Genomic DNA, 15,578 nt, shown 5'->3' with positions numbered 1-15,578 from the left:
CCCCATCGCCGGCAAGCCGGCTCCTACACAGGTCTCACATGACCTACAGGATATAACGGGACAGGTCTTCGTTCTGCGCCAATTCGCCGAGGTGGTTGTTGACGTAGTCGGCGTCGATCAGGATCACCTTGTCGTCGTGAGCGCTGGCCAGGTCGCCGGCGCTGAACGACACCTCTTCGAGCAGACGCTCAAGCAGCGTGTGCAGGCGACGGGCGCCGATGTTCTCGGTTTTCTCGTTGACCTGCCAGGCGATCTCGGCGATGCGCTTGATGCCATCCGGCTGGAACTCGATGGCCAGGCCTTCGGTTTTCAGCAGTGCGCAATATTGCTCGGTGAGCGAGGCGTGCGGTTCGCTGAGGATGCGTTCGAAGTCTTCCGGCGTCAGCGCCTTCAGTTCGACACGAATCGGCAGACGGCCTTGCAGCTCAGGCACCAGATCGCTCGGCTTGCTCAAGTGGAACGCGCCAGAAGCGATGAACAGGATGTGGTCGGTCTTGACCATGCCCAGTTTGGTGTTGACGGTGCAGCCTTCGATCAGCGGCAGCAAGTCGCGTTGCACGCCTTCACGGGACACATCGACGCCACCGGAGTTACCGCGCTTGGCAACCTTGTCGATTTCGTCGATGAACACGATGCCGTGCTGCTCGACCGCTTCCAGCGCCTTGGCCTTCAACTCTTCATCGTTGACCAGGCGGCTGGCTTCTTCGTCGCGGACCAGTTTCAGCGCTTCCTTGACCTTGAGCTTGCGGCTCTTGCGTTTGCCCTTGCCCATATTGGCGAACAGGCTCTGCAACTGGTTGGTCATTTCTTCCATGCCCGGTGGCGCGGAGATATCGACGCCGGACACTTCGGCGACTTCGATTTCGATCTCCTTGTCATCCAGCTGGCCTTCGCGCAGGCGCTTGCGGAACAGCTGGCGGGTGTTGGAGTCGGCCGACGGGGCGTCATCGTTGTTGAAGCCCATGCGCGCCGGTGGCAGCAGGGCGTCGAGGATGCGCTCTTCGGCGGCATCTTCGGCGCGGTGGCGAACCTTGGTCATTTCCTGTTCGCGCAGCAGCTTGATGGCGGCGTCGGCCAGGTCACGAATGATCGACTCGACGTCGCGGCCGACGTAGCCGACTTCGGTGAACTTGGTCGCTTCGACTTTGATGAACGGTGCGTTGGCCAGTTTGGCCAGGCGACGGGCGATCTCGGTTTTGCCGACGCCGGTCGGGCCGATCATCAGGATGTTCTTCGGCGTTACTTCAACGCGCAGCTCTTCCGGCAGTTGCATCCGGCGCCAGCGGTTACGCAGCGCGATGGCGACGGCGCGTTTGGCATCGTCCTGGCCGATGATATGGCGGTTGAGTTCGTGGACGATTTCACGGGGAGTCATGGACATAATATTTTGACGGACCTTAAACAAGATGAGTCGTGGCGTGGGGCCGAAACAGACTTACTCGTCGCCTTTGGCGCAGTCCTGCTCCTCAATGGTCTGGGTGTGGTTGGTGAATACACAGATGTCGCCGGCAATGCCGAGGGCGGTTTCGACGATTTCCCGGGCTGACAGGTCGGTTTTCTTCAGCAGCGCACTGGCGGCGGCCTGGGCGTAGGCGCCGCCGGAACCCATGGCGATCAGGCCTTGTTCAGGCTCAACAACGTCGCCGTTGCCGGTGATGATCAGGGACGCGTCTTTGTTGGCGACCGCGAGCATGGCTTCGAGGCGGCTGAGGGTGCGGTCGGTGCGCCATTCTTTGGCGAGTTCGACGGCGGCGCGAACCAGATGGCCCTGGTGTTTCTCCAGTTGACCTTCGAAGCGCTCGAAAAGGGTAAAGGCGTCGGCCGTGGCGCCAGCAAAACCGGCGAGGACTTCGCCGTGGTAGAGGCGACGAACTTTCTTCGCGTTGCCTTTCATCACGGTATTGCCGAGAGAAACCTGGCCGTCGCCGCCCATGACGACTTTGCCGTGGCGGCGAACTGAAACGATGGTGGTCAAGGGAGAGTCTCCACGCAGCGGGGCGAAAATGCCTTATGCCAACTCATATGGGGGTGGTGGAGCGTTTTTCAACTGCGGGGCGGGAGAGGGGACGAGCGGTGGCGTACACGAAGATGTGTGGTGGGAGTGCTGACGCCAATCGCGAGCAGGCTCGCTCCCACAGGGTTGGCGCAAATCCTGTGGGAGCGAGCCTGCTCGCGATGAACGATAACGCGAATCAGCGGTTCTGGCGTTGTTGTAACAACAGGTTGCTGAACCCGGCGCCGGACAGTTGTTTCTGCGCGGTGGTCAGTTGTTCGCGGTTGCTGAACGGCCCGACCAACACCCGATACCACGTCTCGTCCTTCACCGTGCCGGACTCAACCGATACCGCTTGGCCGAGCAGGATGATCTGCGCGCGCACCTTGTCTGCATCAGCCTCCTTGCGGAACGAACCGGCCTGCAGGAAGAACTTGGTCACCGGTGCCGCCTTGGCCACGGGTGGCGGTGGCGGCGGGGTGATGCCAGCCAATGCCGCCTGAGCCCGCGCCGTGTCGATCTTCGCCGCTTCCGCCGGGGTTACCGGCGTGGTCGGTACCGCCGGCGTCGGCGGTGTTTTCTCCGGCACGGCATCCGGCGGCACGATGACTTCCGATTCCGGCAGCAAGGTGTAGAAGTCGTACTTCGGCTTCACCGGTTGCGTCGGGCTCGGCGGGGTCTTGTTGGCCTCGGCGACCTTGGTGGCTTTCTGCTGCTCGATCTTCTCGCGCTTGACGCTGTCGCTGCCCTTGCCCGGTTCCAGCTTCATCAGGAACACAATGAACGCGCCGACCGTCAGGCCGATGGCCATCCACAACCAACCCGGGATCGGTTGCTTTGCAGGAGCTTGGTAACGGCTGGCGCCACGCTTGGGTGCAGGTTTTTTCTTGGCAGCCAACTTACATACGCTCCAGAGTTTCCAGACCCAAGAGTTCCAGGCCTTGCTTGAGAGTGCGGCCGGTCAGCGCGGCAAGACGCAAGCGGCTTTGCATTTGCGCCGGGGTTTCAGCACTGAGGATCGGGCAGTTCTCGTAGAAGCTGGAGAACAGGCCGGCAACGTCGTACAGGTAGGTGCAGAGGATGTGCGGCGTGCCTTTCTCGGACACGTTGTTCAGGATTTCGCCGAATTGCGCGAGTTTGGCTGCCAGCTCATGTTCATGCGCGGCTTCCAGGACGATCTGCCCTTCGACTTCGCTGAAGTCTTTGCCGAGCTTGCGGAACACGCCCGCCACACGGGTGTACGCGTACAGCAGGTACGGCGCGGTGTTGCCTTCGAAGTTCAGCATCAGGTCGAAGTTGAAGCTGTAGTCGCTGGTGCGGTGCTTGGACAGGTCGGCGTATTTCACTGCGCCGATGCCCACGACCTTGGCGATGTTGCGCAGCTCGTCTTCGGCCAGCTCCGGGTTTTTCTCTTTGACCAGGTTGTAGGCGCGCTCCTGGGCTTCGGTCAGCAGGTCGATCAGCTTCACGGTGCCGCCGTCACGGGTCTTGAACGGACGGCCATCGGCGCCGTTCATGGTGCCGAAACCCATGTGTTCCATTTCCATCGGGTGCGTCACGAAGCCGGCCTTGCGGGCGACGGCGAACACTTGCTGGAAGTGCAGGGCCTGGCGCTGGTCGACAAAGTACAGCGCGCGATCAGCCTTCAGCTTGCCACTGCGATAACGTACCGCCGCCAGGTCGGTGGTGGCGTAGAGGTAGCCGCCATCCGCCTTGACGATGATCACCGGCAGCGGGTCGCCGTCAGCGTTCTTGAACTCGTCAAGGAACACGCACTGCGCGCCGTTGCTCTCGACCAGCATGCCGGCGGCCTTGAGGTCGTTGACCACGTTGATCAGGTCGTCGTTGTAGGCGCTTTCGCCCATCACGTCGGCCATGGTCAGTTTGACGTTCAGCAGCTCGTAGATTTTCTGGCAGTGCGACAGCGAGATGTCCTTGAACTTGGTCCACAGCGCCAGGCAATCCGGGTCGCCGGCTTGCAGCTTGACCACCAGGCCACGGGCGCGGTCGGCGAACTCTTCGGATTCGTCAAAACGGCCCTTGGCGGCGCGGTAGAAGTTTTCCAGGTCCGACAGCTCGTCGCTGGTGATCGGGTTTTCCTGCAAGTAAGCCATCAGCATGCCGAACTGGGTGCCCCAGTCGCCCACGTGGTTCTGACGGATCACTTCGTCGCCGAGGAACTCCAGAACGCGAGCCACGCCGTCGCCGATGATGGTCGAACGCAAGTGGCCGACGTGCATCTCTTTGGCGAGGTTCGGTGCCGACAGGTCGACCACGGTGCGTTGCGCCGGGCCGGCCTTGCGCACGCCGATGTGCTCGTCGGCCAGTGCGGCGTCGAGGCGGGTGGCCAGGGCGTCGGTGTTCTGGAAGAAATTCAGGAAGCCAGGACCGGCAATTTCGGTCTTGGTGATGTTTTCGTCAGCCGGCAGCGCGGCGATGATTTTCTCGGCCAGATCACGCGGCTTCATGCCGGCCGGCTTGGCCAGCATCATGGCGATGTTGCTGGCGAAGTCGCCGTTCTTCTTGTCACGGGAGTTTTCCACCTGGATCGCCGGCGTCAGGCCTTCAGGCAACACACCTTCGTTGACGAGTTGGGTGATGGCTTGTTGGATCAACTGGCGAATGGTGTCTTTCATGGTCTTCTCTTTCGACCGCAAGCGCGGCGGCGCTTCGATGCGCTGGTGGAAAAACTGGGCATTATCCGTTGCGAAGGCGGGCTTGCCAACTATAGCGGGCAGGTTGTGGATATGTGGTGACTATTAGGGCCTCTTCGCGGGCAAGCCTCGCTCCTACAGGGTCGAGTCGTTTGCCAATATTGTGAACGACACAAACCCGTAGGAGCGAGGCTTGCCCGCGAAGGCAATATTGAAATCAATACAAATCGACCGGGTCGACATCCAAAGACCAGCGCACCGCCCGCCCGCTCGGCATCTGCTCCAGCACCAGCAACCAACTGGCCAGCAATCGGTGCAGCGGCGCCCGGGCCGTTGCCTGCAACAATAACTGCGCGCGATAACGCCCGGCCCGACGTTCCATCGGTGCGGGCACCGGCCCGAGCAATTCGATCCCGGTCAGATTCTGTTCCGCCAGCAAACGCTCGGCCTCGCTGCACGCCTCGTCGAGAAACCCTTCAGCCTGCCCCGGTTTGTGCGCTTCGGCCCGCAGCAGCGCCAAATGCGCAAACGGCGGCAACCCGGCAGCGCGTCGTTCGCTCAGCGCCTGTTCAGCGAACGCGAAGTAGCCTTGTTCAGTCAGTTGCACCAGCAGCGGATGGTCCGCCAGATGGGTCTGGATGATCACTTTGCCCGGCTCTTCAGCCCGGCCTGCGCGGCCGGCGACCTGCACGATCAGTTGCGCCATGCGTTCGCTGGCGCGGAAGTCACCTGAGAACAATCCGCCGTCGGCATCGAGAATCGACACCAGCGTCACCCGTGGAAAGTGATGCCCTTTGGCAAGCATTTGCGTGCCCACCAGAATGCACGGGTGACCCTTCTGAATGGTCGCGAACAACTGATTCATCGCGTCCTTGCGCGACGTGCTGTCGCGGTCGACCCGCAGCACCGGAACATCCGGGAACAGAATGGCCAGGCGTTCCTCGGCGCGCTCGGTGCCGGCGCCCACCGGCCGCAAATCCACTTTGCCGCACTTCGGGCAGTGCCGGGGCACGCGTTCGACGTAGCCGCAATGGTGGCAGCGCAGTTCGCCGGAGCGCTGGTGCACGGTCATTCGCGCATCGCAGCGCTGACATTCGGACATCCAGCCGCAGTCGTGGCACAGCAACGTCGGGGCGAAACCTCGACGGTTGAGGAACACCAATACTTGCTGGCCGGCCGCGAGTGTCTGGCCGATGGCTTGGTGCATCGGCCCGGAAATGCCGCTGTCGAGCGGGCGACTTTTCACATCCAGGCGCAGGAAGCGTGGCTGCTTGGCGCCGCCAGCGCGTTCATTCAAGCGTAGGAGGCCGTAACGCCCGGTGTAGGCGTTGTGCAGGCTTTCCAGCGAAGGCGTGGCGGAACCGAGCACGATCGGGATGTTTTCCTGCCGTGCGCGGACCAATGCCAGGTCGCGGGCGTGGTAGCGCAGGCCTTCCTGCTGTTTATAAGAGCCGTCGTGCTCTTCGTCGATGATGATCAGGCCGGGGTTTTTCATCGGCGTGAACAGCGCCGAACGGGTGCCGATAATAATGTCGGCGTCGCCGTCGCGCGCGGCGAGCCAGGCTTCGAGGCGCTCGCGATCGTTGACCGCCGAGTGGATCAGCGCAATCCGCGCATTGAACCGTTGTTCGAAGCGCGCCAGGGTCTGCGGGCCGAGGTTGATCTCCGGGATCAACACCAGTGCTTGCTTGCCGGCTTCAAGGGTTTCGCGGATCAACTGCAAATAGACTTCGGTCTTGCCACTGCCAGTGACGCCGGCCAGCAGGAACGCGTGATAACTGTCGAACCCGGCGCGAATCGCCTCATAGGCGGCGCGTTGCTCAGGGTTGAGCGGCAATTCCGGTTGCGCCAGCCAATGCTCGTGGCGTGCGCCGGGGGCGTGCTTGCGGATCTCCACTTGCACCAGATCCTTGGCCAGCAGCAGATCCAGGCTGTCCTTGCTCAGCATCAGCTTGCTCAGCAACTGATGGGCGACGCCATGAGGATGCTGCGCCAGGGTTGCCAGCGCCTCGCGCTGACGCGGGGCCCGGGCGATGCGCGGGTCATCGAGGCTGGCGCCAGGCGCGGCGGACCAGAAACGTTCCTGGCGCGCTTCGGCCAGCTCGCCCTGACGCAACAACACCGGCAGCGCCCAGCTCAAGGTGTCGCCGAGGCTGTGCTGATAATACTGAGAGGTCCACAGGCACAGCTTGAACAGCGCTGGCGGCAAGGGCGGCGTGGCGTCGAGCAGGGCCAGGGCCGGTTTGAGCTTTTCTGCCGGCACTTCGCTGGTGTCGGTGACCTCCACCAGAATCCCGATCATCTCCCGCCGGCCGAAAGGTACGCGCAGGCGCATGCCCGGTTGCAACTGGGCGCGCAGGACTCCGGCCGGGGCACGGTAATCGAACAGGCGGCGCAGGGGCGAAGGCAGGGCGAGGCGCAAAATGGCGTCGGGCACGCGGGGGGGTCTCGATCAACAAACAATAGGGGGGGCGTGACATATAACCTGTGGGAGTGAGCCTGCTCGCGATAGCAATCTTGCAGTCAACATTGTGGCGACTGGCAGGCCGCTATCGCGAGCAGGCTCACTCCTACAGGGGATCGCGTATTGGGTCGGGAGCCTAGCAGACGGTCGGTCTCAGCGACAGCTTGCGTGATTGAGATTGTCTGGTAGAATCCGCGGCCTAATTACGTGCGGTATTCAACAATAGTGTTGGGTGGCGGCACGCAGCCTGAGGAAGACACCATGAAAGCTGATATCCATCCAGAATACCCAGCCATCGCTGTTACCTGCAGCTGTGGCAACAAGTTCGAAACCCGTTCGACCTTCGGCAAAGCCCTGGCGATCGACGTTTGCAACGAATGCCACCCGTTCTACACCGGTAAGCAAAAGACTCTGGACACTGGCGGCCGCGTTCAGCGCTTCGCAGACCGTTTCGGTGCTTTCGGCGCGAAAAAGGCCTAAGGCCAATCATTTTGGAAGGTCGTTCCGGCTTCTCCAGACTGATAAAAAAGGCGTCCCTTGCGGGCGCCTTTTTTGTGTCCGCGATTTGGCTTTCGGGCGCCCAGGCCTTCTGCCCGGTACCGGATGGGCTGACGTCGGTCGCGGTGCAACGGGTGGTGGATGGTGACACCGTGCGCCTGAGCGATGGCCGCAGCGTGCGCATGATCGGCTTGAATACGCCCGAGCTGGGCAAGCAGGGCCGCTCCGACGAGCCGTTCGCCGTGGCGGCGCGCAAGCGCCTGGAAGCATTGGTGGCTGCCAGTGGCGGGCGGGTCGGTGTGCTGCCGGGTAAAGAGAGCAAGGATCACTACGGTCGTACCCTTGCGCATCTTTATGACGCCAAGGGTGCCAACCTCGAAGCGCAGATGCTCGCAGAAGGGCTCGGTTTCCAGGTGGCGGTCGCCCCGAATGTCGATCTGGTGGCCTGTCAGCAAGCAGCGGAACGCAGTGCGCGGCAAGCCGGGCTCGGTGTGTGGCGCCAGTCGCCTGTACTGAAAGCGGAGCAGATCAACACGTCCGGCTTCGCGCTGGTCAGTGGGCGTGTGAGCAAGGTTCAACGCAATCGCGGCGGTGTTTGGATCGAGTTGCAGGATTCTCTTGTACTGCGTGTTGCGCCCAATGTGCTGGGGCAATTTGATGGTGCGGCGCTGGAGCGCCTGAAAGGCAAGCAGGTCGAGGCCCGTGGCTGGGTCGTGGACCGTTCGCGCCGTGGCGGATTGCAAGCGGGGCAAGCGCGCTGGCTCCTTCCATTGACCGATCCGGCGATGTTGCAAGCGGCGCCTTGATAAAAAAAATTGTAGACATTTTTATTGTCGATTGTGAACAGTCTATCCCTTGTGTTCCGTGGCTCTTGGCCCAAAGTCGTAGGGCGGGGCGCTTGACAGGGGTGACTGGTCAGTCTTGTGGGGACTTTGCGAGGCGCGTATCCTCGCTGACCAGTCTGTCCAACAGTAAAAGCGGAATGCCCCCATGTCTGATCTGAAAACTGCCGCTCTCGAATATCACGCCCATCCTCGTCCAGGTAAGCTGAGTGTCGAGCTCACCAAGGCCACCGCTACCGCCCGCGACCTGTCGCTGGCCTACAGCCCCGGCGTAGCCGAACCAGTACGCGAAATCGCCCGCGATCCTGAACTGGCCTACAAATACACCGGTAAAGGCAACCTGGTTGCAGTCATTTCCGATGGCACCGCGATTCTGGGCCTGGGTAACCTCGGCCCATTGGCTTCCAAGCCAGTGATGGAAGGTAAAGGCGTGCTGTTCAAGCGCTTCGCCGGCATCGACGTTTTCGACATCGAAGTCGACTCCGAAAGCCCGCAAGCCTTCATCGACACCGTCAAGCGCATCTCCATCACCTTCGGTGGCATCAACCTGGAAGACATCAAGGCACCTGAGTGCTTTGAGATCGAACGCGCTCTGATCGAGCAGTGCGACATCCCGGTATTCCACGATGACCAGCACGGCACCGCAATCGTGACTGCCGCCGGCATGATCAACGCCCTGGAAATCGCTGGCAAAACCCTCGCCGACGCCAAGATCGTCTGCCTGGGTGCCGGTGCGGCGGCCATCTCCTGCATGAAATTGCTGGTGAGCATGGGCGCCAACATCGAAAACATCTACATGGTTGACCGTACCGGCGTGATCCACTCCGGCCGTGACGACCTGAACCAGTACAAGGCTGTCTTCGCTCACGCGACCGACAAGCGCACCCTGGCTGACGCCCTGCAAGGCGCAGACGTGTTCGTCGGCCTGTCCGGTCCGAACCTGCTGAGCGCTGAAGGCCTGCTGTCCATGGCGGCCAACCCGATCGTGTTCGCGTGCTCGAACCCGGATCCGGAAATCTCCCCGGAACTGGCACACGCCACCCGTAACGACGTGATCATGGCGACCGGCCGTTCGGACTACCCGAACCAGGTCAACAACGTACTGGGCTTCCCGTTCATCTTCCGTGGTGCCCTGGACGTTCGCGCCAAGCGCATCAACGAAGAAATGAAAGTGGCAGCAGCCAACGCCCTGCGTGAACTGGCCAAACTGCCGGTTCCTCAGGAAGTGTGCGACGCCTACGGCGGCATCAAGCTGGAATTCGGTCGTGAGTACATCATTCCGAAGCCAATGGACAAGCGTCTGATCACCCTGATCTCCGATGCCGTGGCCAAGGCTGCAATCGAGACCGGCGTGGCAACCCTGCCGTATCCGAAGAACTACCCGCTGAAAAGCGTGGATGATGTGTTCAACGGCTAAGCCGTTGTAACGCTTCAACCGAAGCCCCGGTTCTTGTGAGCCGGGGTTTTTTATTGTCTGTGGTTTGTGTGTTGCCTGTGCGGGCCTCTTCGCGGGCAAGTCGGATCGCCGCACCGCTCGCTCCTACGGGTTTTGTGCCGGTCGCGAATACTGCGTACAACACAAAACCTGTAGGAGCGAGGCTCGCCCGCGAAGAGGCCGGGTAATACAACCCATAAATCGCAGACAACAAAAAGCCCCGCACTTCTCTCGAAGGCGGGGCTTTTCGGGTGGTGCTGCGATCAGAACAAATCGATCGGCGCCGCTTCATCCGCTGGCAGCGGGCTGCCCGGCGCATTGCCGTTGCCCAGCTCATTCACCGACGGTGGCGTATCTTCGGCCTTGAACAGTTCGAAGTACGCTCCAGGCGTGCCTGGGGTGGCTGCCCGGCCGCTGACCGGGTCAACCCGTAGGCTGAGGATGCCTTCCGGTTCCGGTTGCGTGTGTGGCGGCTTGTCTTTGAGCGCGGCGCCCATGTAGTTCATCCAGATCGGCAGGGCAACGGTGCCGCCGAACTCGCGTTTGCCCAGGCTTTCCGGTTGGTCGAAACCGGTCCAGACGGTGGTCACGTAATCGGCGTTATAGCCCGAGAACCAGGCATCCTTCGATTCGTTGGTCGTACCGGTTTTGCCTGCAATGTCGGGGCGCCCCAAGGCCAGTGCGCGACGGCCGGTGCCGAGTTTGATCACGTCCTCGAGCATGCTGTTGAGGATGTAAGTGGTGCGACCATCGACAATGCGTTCGGCCACGGCCGGAGCCTGAGGTGTTGACAGACCTGGAGCTTCGCCCGGCGTCGCGTTGACCGTAAAGGCCTCGGCAGTCGGCGCGGCGATGCCGTCGGTGGCCACATCGCCTTTCGGCACGCTTGGCGGATTGGCGACGAACAGCGTGTCGCCATTGCGGCTTTCGATCTTGTCGATGATGTACGGGGTGATCTTGAAGCCGCCGTTGGCGAACGTGCTCCAGCCGGTGGCGATTTCCATTGGCGTCAGGGTCGCGGTGCCCAGGGCCAGCGACAGGTTGCGCGGCAGGTCCTGCTTGTTGAAGCCGAACTTGCTGATGTAGTCGATGGTGCGATCGACGCCCAGCGCCTGTACCAGTCGGATCGACACCAGGTTGCGCGACTTGTACAGCCCTTCACGCAGGCGGATCGGGCCGAGGAAGGTGTTGGTGTCGTTCTTTGGACGCCAGACCTTGTCCAGGTACTCGTCGACGAACACGATCGGTGCGTCGTTCACCAGGCTGGCGGCGGTGTAGCCGTTATCCAGCGCAGCGCTGTACACGAACGGTTTGAAGCTCGAACCTGGCTGGCGCTTGGCCTGCAGGGCACGGTTGTAGTTGCTCTGCTCAAAGGCGAAACCTCCGACCAGCGAGCGAATCGCACCGTTCTGCGGATCAAGGGAGACCAGTGCACCCTGAGCTTGCGGGATCTGGCTGAATTTCAGCGAATTGTCCGGCTGACGCTGTACGCGAATCAGATCACCGACCTGAGCCACATCCGAGGGCTGCTTCGGATTGGCGCCCATGCTGTTGGTGTTCAGGAACGGCCGCGCCCATTTCATGCTGTCCCAGCCGATGTGTTCGTCGCCGGTACGGGTCAGCACTTGCAGGCCGTTCTTCTCGACCTGCGTGACGATGGCCGGCTCAAGGCCGCTGATGGTGCGCTGCTTGGTCAGCTCCGAGATCCAGGCCTCGCGGGTCTTGCCCGGCAGGCGCGACTCGGGACCGCGATAGCCGTGACGCTGATCGTAGGTCATCAGGCCTTCGTGGACGGCCGTGTTGGCCATTTCCTGCAGGTTGCTCGGCACGGTGGTCGTGACGCGGAAACCCTCGGTGTAGGCATCGCTGCCGTAGCGGCCGACCATTTCGGCGCGGGCCATTTCAGCAATGTACGGCGCGTTCACTTCCGGGGTCGGCACGTGATAGCTGGCGTTCAGCGGCTCGTTGATCGCGGCGGTGTAATCGCTCTCGGTAATCTTGCCGAGCTTGTACATGCGGCCAAGGATCCAGTCGCGACGTTCCTTGCTGCGAGCCGGATTGGCCAGTGGGTTGAAGCGCGACGGAGCTTTCGGCAGGCCGGCGATCATCGCCATCTGCGCCAGGCTGACGTCACGAATCGACTTGCCGTAGTAAACCTGCGCCGCGGCCTCGATGCCGTAGGCGCGGTTGCCCAGGTAGATCTTGTTGACGTACAGCTCGAGGATCTCGTCCTTGGTCAGCTGCCGTTCGATCTGCAGGGCCAGGAGGATTTCAGTGGTCTTGCGCGAGAAGCTGCGTTCGCTGGTCAGGAAGAAGTTCTTCGCCACCTGCATGGTGATGGTGCTGCCGCCGGACTGGATGTGTCCGCTTTTGACCAATTGGGTGGCGGCACGCATCAGGCTGCTGGGATCGACGCCGTAGTGGTTGGCGAAATTGTCGTCTTCAGCACTTAGTAACGCATTAATGAAATTGGGGGGAATGTCGGCGAAACGGATCGGTGTACGGCGCATTTCGCCAAACTCTGCGATCAACTTGTTGTCGCTGCTGTAGACGCGCAATGGAATCTGCAACTGGATGCTTCGCAGTGCCTCCACAGAAGGCAATCCCGGACTAAGGTAAAGAAACGCGCCACTCAGACCAAGGAGCAGTCCGCAGAAAACGGCGACGATGGACCAACCGAAGAATTTCAGCAGACGAATCAAGGCTTTGGGATATCCAGGGCAAAGAATGAATTAGGCAGCAGGGTTCAGATAAACAGGGAACGACCCGCGCTTGCAGTAAAAACCGGAAAAAAACGCTGGGCATTATAAGCATTTTTACGTCGAGAGCGTCATTTGCGCTGCTGTCAAGACGGGTGGTTTGAACGCAACGGACATTACAGAGTCCGTAAGACACGGATAGTCATAGGGAATTGGTAGTGCTAGGACTCTTCAATAAAAAAGCCAATACGCTTTTGGGGATCGACATCAGCTCCACGTCGGTGAAACTTCTGGAGTTAAGCCGCCAGGGCGACCGCTATCGGGTCGAGGCTTATGCGGTTGAACCGCTACCCGCCAACGCAGTGGTCGAGAAAAATATCGCCGAACTCGAAGGCGTGGGTCAGGCCCTTTCACGCGTGCTGCTCAAGGCCAGAACCAGCCTCAAGAATGTGGCCGTAGCCGTGGCCGGTTCTGCCGTCATCACCAAAACCATCGAAATGGATGCAGGTCTTTCCGACGACGAGCTGGAAAACCAGCTGAAGATCGAGGCCGATCAATACATCCCTTATCCACTGGACGAAGTCGCCATCGACTTTGAAGTACAGGGCGTATCGGCACGCAACCCGGAACGGGTCAGTGTGCTGCTGGCAGCCTGTCGCAAGGAAAACGTCGAAGTCCGTGAAGCGGCGCTCGCACTGGCCGGCCTGACGGCGCGCGTGGTCGATGTCGAGGCTTACGCGCTGGAGCGCTCATTCGGCCTGCTGACCGGGCATCTGGCGGCGTCTCGCGAGGATCTGACGGTCGCCGTGGTCGACATCGGCGCGACCATGACCACCCTGAGCGTGCTGCGCAACGGGAAAATCATCTACACCCGCGAACAGTTGTTCGGCGGTCGTCAACTGACGGAAGAAATCCAGCGGCGTTATGGCCTGACCGTTGAGCAAGCGGGGCTGGCGAAGAAGCAGGGCGGTTTGCCGGACGATTACGTCAGCGAAGTGTTGCAGCCCTTCCGAGATGCGCTGGTGCAGCAAGTGTCGCGTTCGTTGCAGTTTTTCTTCGCTTCCGGCCAGTACACCTCGGTCGACCATATCCTGTTGGCTGGCGGCACCGCTTCGGTTCCGGGGCTGGACCGATTGATCGAGGAGCGACTGGGCACTTCGACGCAAGTGGCCAATCCATTCTCCGACATGACCCTGGGCAGCAAGGTCAACGCCGGTGCCCTGGCCAGCGACGCACCGGCGCTGATGATCGCCTGCGGGTTAGCCCTCAGGAGCTTCGACTGATGGCGCGGATCAACCTTTTACCTTGGCGCGAAGAGCTGCGGGACGCACGTCGCAAACGCTTTTTGCTGGCGCTGGTCGGCGTGCTGGTGGGCGCTGTGGCAGTGGTGCTGGTCGCGGATCGGGCCATCAACGGCGCCATCGACCGACAGGTCGCCCGAAACGATTACATCGGTAAACAGATTGCGGTGGTCGACGAACGGATCAAACAGATCAGCGACCTCAAGGCGCGGCGTCAGCAACTGGTCGAACGCATGCGCATCATCCAGGACCTGCAGGGCAATCGTCCGATCAGCGGGCGGATCTTCGATCAGTTGGCGCGCACCTTGCCGGACGGGGTCTATTTCACCGAGGTGAAAATGGAAGGTAAAACCCTGTCCATCACCGGCGCGGCAGAATCCAATAACCGAGTTTCCGACTTGATGCGCAATCTGGATGCATCGGACTGGTTCGATGCGCCCACCCTGACAGAGGTCAAGGCGACCACCGCAGGCCAACTGGATCAGGCCAACGTCTTTCAGTTGACCGTGCGCCAGACCCAGCCTGCTGCCGTGGAGGCCGATCAATGAGGCCGGCCGAATGGATCGAAGGGCTGCGCAAGATCGACATCAACGATCTGGACACCAACAACATGGGGTCCTGGCCGCCCGCCATCAAGGCGCTGGCGGGTCTTCTATTGATGATTCTGGTGTTGGCGCTGGGCTACAGCTTTTCCATCAGTGACCTTGAGAGCCAGCTTGAACTCAAGCGCGAGGAAGAGTCGACCCTCAAGGAACAATTCGCCACCAAGGCCCACATGGCGGCGAATCTTGAGCTGTACACCCAGCAGATGAAGGAAATGGAGAACTCCTTCGGCGTGCTCCTGCGGCAATTGCCCAGTGACACCGAAGTGCCCGGCCTGCTGGAGGACATCACCCGTACCGGCCTCGGAAGCGGGCTGGAGTTTGAAGAGATCAAACTGCTGCCAGAGGTGACCCAGCCGTTCTACATCGAACTGCCGATCCAGATCACCGTCACCGGTGCCTATCATGACCTCGCCACGTTCGTCAGTGGCGTGGCGGGGCTGCCACGGATCGTCACCCTGCATGACTTCGACCTTGCCCCGGCCAACCCCGAAGGCGGCGCGAAATTGCGCATGAGCATCCTCGCCAAGACTTACCGCTACAACGACAAGGGGCTGCAAAAATGAGCCCGGTTCGTATTTTTCCGATGATCGGGATGTTGGCCGCCCTGGCCGGTTGTGATGGCAGCAATGACTTCAGTGATCTCGACGCTTACATGAACGAAATGCGTCTGCGTGCGCCCGGCAGGATTGAACCAACGCCGACATTCCGGTCTTACCCAACGTTCACCTACAGCGCGGCTAACTTGCGAAGCCCGTTTTCCCGGCAGCTCAGAGTTGATCTGGCCGGCCAAAAACATGGCGCACGCAATGTCAAACCAGACCCCAGTCGGGTCAAGCAGTACCTCGAAGGTTTCAACATCGAGCAGTTTGAAATGGTCGGCACGATCTCCAATGCGGCGGGCTCCTTTGCGCTGTTGCGCGGGGCGGGCGGTGTGCATCGGCTGAAAGTCGGCGATTACCTGGGGCGCAACGATGGCCGGATCGTCGCCATCAGCGGCTCGCAAGTCGATGTGGTCGAAATCGTTCCTGACGGCGAAGGCGCCTGGCTGGAGCGGCCACGGACTATCCCTTTGAAAGAGCACTCATAG

At 61.1% G+C, this 15,578-nt stretch carries 13 protein-coding genes; 7 read left to right on the top strand and 6 right to left on the bottom strand.

Translation table 11 applies throughout. The features are described 5' to 3' along the window. Positions 1-43 precede the first annotated feature (43 nt). From hslU to KGB27_RS09875, 5 genes are all read right to left on the bottom strand, one after another. Positions 44-1,381: an ATP-dependent protease ATPase subunit HslU gene (hslU, locus tag KGB27_RS09895; RefSeq protein WP_008025214.1), complete on the bottom strand. Its 1,338-nt coding sequence runs from the start codon at positions 1,379-1,381 to the stop codon at positions 44-46. A gap of 54 nt (positions 1,382-1,435) precedes the next feature. Then, positions 1,436-1,975, bottom strand: a complete 540-nt coding sequence (gene hslV / locus KGB27_RS09890) for an ATP-dependent protease subunit HslV (protein WP_008025213.1) — start codon at positions 1,973-1,975, stop codon at positions 1,436-1,438. A gap of 217 nt (positions 1,976-2,192) precedes the next feature. Next, positions 2,193-2,891 carry an SPOR domain-containing protein gene (locus KGB27_RS09885; protein WP_008025212.1) on the bottom strand — a complete coding sequence of 233 codons (699 nt, stop codon included), beginning with the start codon at positions 2,889-2,891 and terminating at the stop codon, positions 2,193-2,195. A 1-nt stretch (position 2,892) separates the two neighbouring features. Beyond that, positions 2,893-4,629 carry an arginine--tRNA ligase gene (gene argS, locus KGB27_RS09880; RefSeq protein ID WP_192226850.1) on the bottom strand — a complete coding sequence of 579 codons (1,737 nt, stop codon included), beginning with the start codon at positions 4,627-4,629 and terminating at the stop codon, positions 2,893-2,895. 235 nt (positions 4,630-4,864) lie between these two features. Further along, on the bottom strand, positions 4,865-7,084 hold the full coding sequence (locus tag KGB27_RS09875) for a primosomal protein N' (RefSeq protein WP_008041865.1): 2,220 nt from the start codon (positions 7,082-7,084) through the stop codon (positions 4,865-4,867). Positions 7,085-7,372: 288 nt separating this feature from the next. Between KGB27_RS09875 and rpmE the strand changes: the two genes are divergently transcribed. The 3 genes from rpmE to KGB27_RS09860 all read left to right on the top strand — a co-directional run bounded on the left by rpmE (position 7,373) and on the right by KGB27_RS09860 (position 9,868). After that, positions 7,373-7,591 (top strand): 50S ribosomal protein L31, encoded by a 219-nt coding sequence (gene rpmE / locus KGB27_RS09870; protein ID WP_008025207.1) that lies wholly within the window; start codon positions 7,373-7,375, stop codon positions 7,589-7,591. A gap of 11 nt (positions 7,592-7,602) precedes the next feature. Beyond that, the gene (locus KGB27_RS09865) at positions 7,603-8,415 is read left to right on the top strand and encodes a thermonuclease family protein (RefSeq protein WP_207284669.1); all 813 of its coding nucleotides are present in this window, start codon (positions 7,603-7,605) and stop codon (positions 8,413-8,415) included. A 184-nt stretch (positions 8,416-8,599) separates the two neighbouring features. Further along, positions 8,600-9,868 (top strand): malic enzyme-like NAD(P)-binding protein, encoded by a 1,269-nt coding sequence (locus KGB27_RS09860; RefSeq protein ID WP_008025204.1) that lies wholly within the window; start codon positions 8,600-8,602, stop codon positions 9,866-9,868. A gap of 281 nt (positions 9,869-10,149) precedes the next feature. Here the strand turns inward: KGB27_RS09860 and KGB27_RS09855 are convergent, their stop codons facing one another. Next, positions 10,150-12,585: a penicillin-binding protein 1A gene (locus tag KGB27_RS09855; RefSeq protein WP_411736699.1), complete on the bottom strand. Its 2,436-nt coding sequence runs from the start codon at positions 12,583-12,585 to the stop codon at positions 10,150-10,152. 218 nt (positions 12,586-12,803) lie between these two features. Between KGB27_RS09855 and KGB27_RS09850 the strand changes: the two genes are divergently transcribed. From KGB27_RS09850 to KGB27_RS09835, 4 genes are read left to right on the top strand one after another with little or no spacing between them, the layout of a single operon-like run. Then, entirely contained in the window at positions 12,804-13,868 is a 1,065-nt protein-coding gene (locus KGB27_RS09850) for a pilus assembly protein PilM (protein ID WP_008041861.1), read from the top strand. Further along, complete coding sequence (locus KGB27_RS09845) at positions 13,868-14,434, top strand: PilN domain-containing protein (protein WP_223554206.1); 567 nt, start codon at positions 13,868-13,870, stop codon at positions 14,432-14,434. Before KGB27_RS09850 ends, KGB27_RS09845 begins: the two co-directional genes overlap by 1 nt. Then, positions 14,431-15,054, top strand: a complete 624-nt coding sequence (pilO, locus tag KGB27_RS09840) for a type 4a pilus biogenesis protein PilO (RefSeq protein WP_008041857.1) — start codon at positions 14,431-14,433, stop codon at positions 15,052-15,054. Before KGB27_RS09845 ends, pilO begins: the two co-directional genes overlap by 4 nt. Further along, the gene (locus tag KGB27_RS09835) at positions 15,051-15,578 is read left to right on the top strand and encodes a pilus assembly protein PilP (RefSeq protein WP_008025197.1); all 528 of its coding nucleotides are present in this window, start codon (positions 15,051-15,053) and stop codon (positions 15,576-15,578) included. Before pilO ends, KGB27_RS09835 begins: the two co-directional genes overlap by 4 nt.

It is taken from the genome of Pseudomonas sp. BF-R-01, from assembly GCF_019946615.1.
GTDB classification, from domain to species: domain Bacteria; phylum Pseudomonadota; class Gammaproteobacteria; order Pseudomonadales; family Pseudomonadaceae; genus Aquipseudomonas; species Aquipseudomonas migulae.
The sequence above is the reverse complement of the archived record's forward strand: the minus strand, read 5'-3'. Positions and strand labels throughout refer to the sequence as shown.

Excerpts from the sequence above, each read along its gene's own strand:
- hslU (WP_008025214.1), bottom strand. The coding sequence starts at position 1,381 with ATGTCCATGACTCCCCGTGAAATCGTCCACGAACTCAACCGCCATATC.
- argS (WP_192226850.1), bottom strand. The coding sequence starts at position 4,629 with ATGAAAGACACCATTCGCCAGTTGATCCAACAAGCCATCACCCAACTC.
- rpmE (WP_008025207.1), top strand. The coding sequence starts at position 7,373 with ATGAAAGCTGATATCCATCCAGAATACCCAGCCATCGCTGTTACCTGC.
- KGB27_RS09860 (WP_008025204.1), top strand. The coding sequence starts at position 8,600 with ATGTCTGATCTGAAAACTGCCGCTCTCGAATATCACGCCCATCCTCGT.
- KGB27_RS09845 (WP_223554206.1), top strand. The coding sequence starts at position 13,868 with ATGGCGCGGATCAACCTTTTACCTTGGCGCGAAGAGCTGCGGGACGCA.
- pilO (WP_008041857.1), top strand. The coding sequence starts at position 14,431 with ATGAGGCCGGCCGAATGGATCGAAGGGCTGCGCAAGATCGACATCAAC.
- KGB27_RS09835 (WP_008025197.1), top strand. The coding sequence starts at position 15,051 with ATGAGCCCGGTTCGTATTTTTCCGATGATCGGGATGTTGGCCGCCCTG.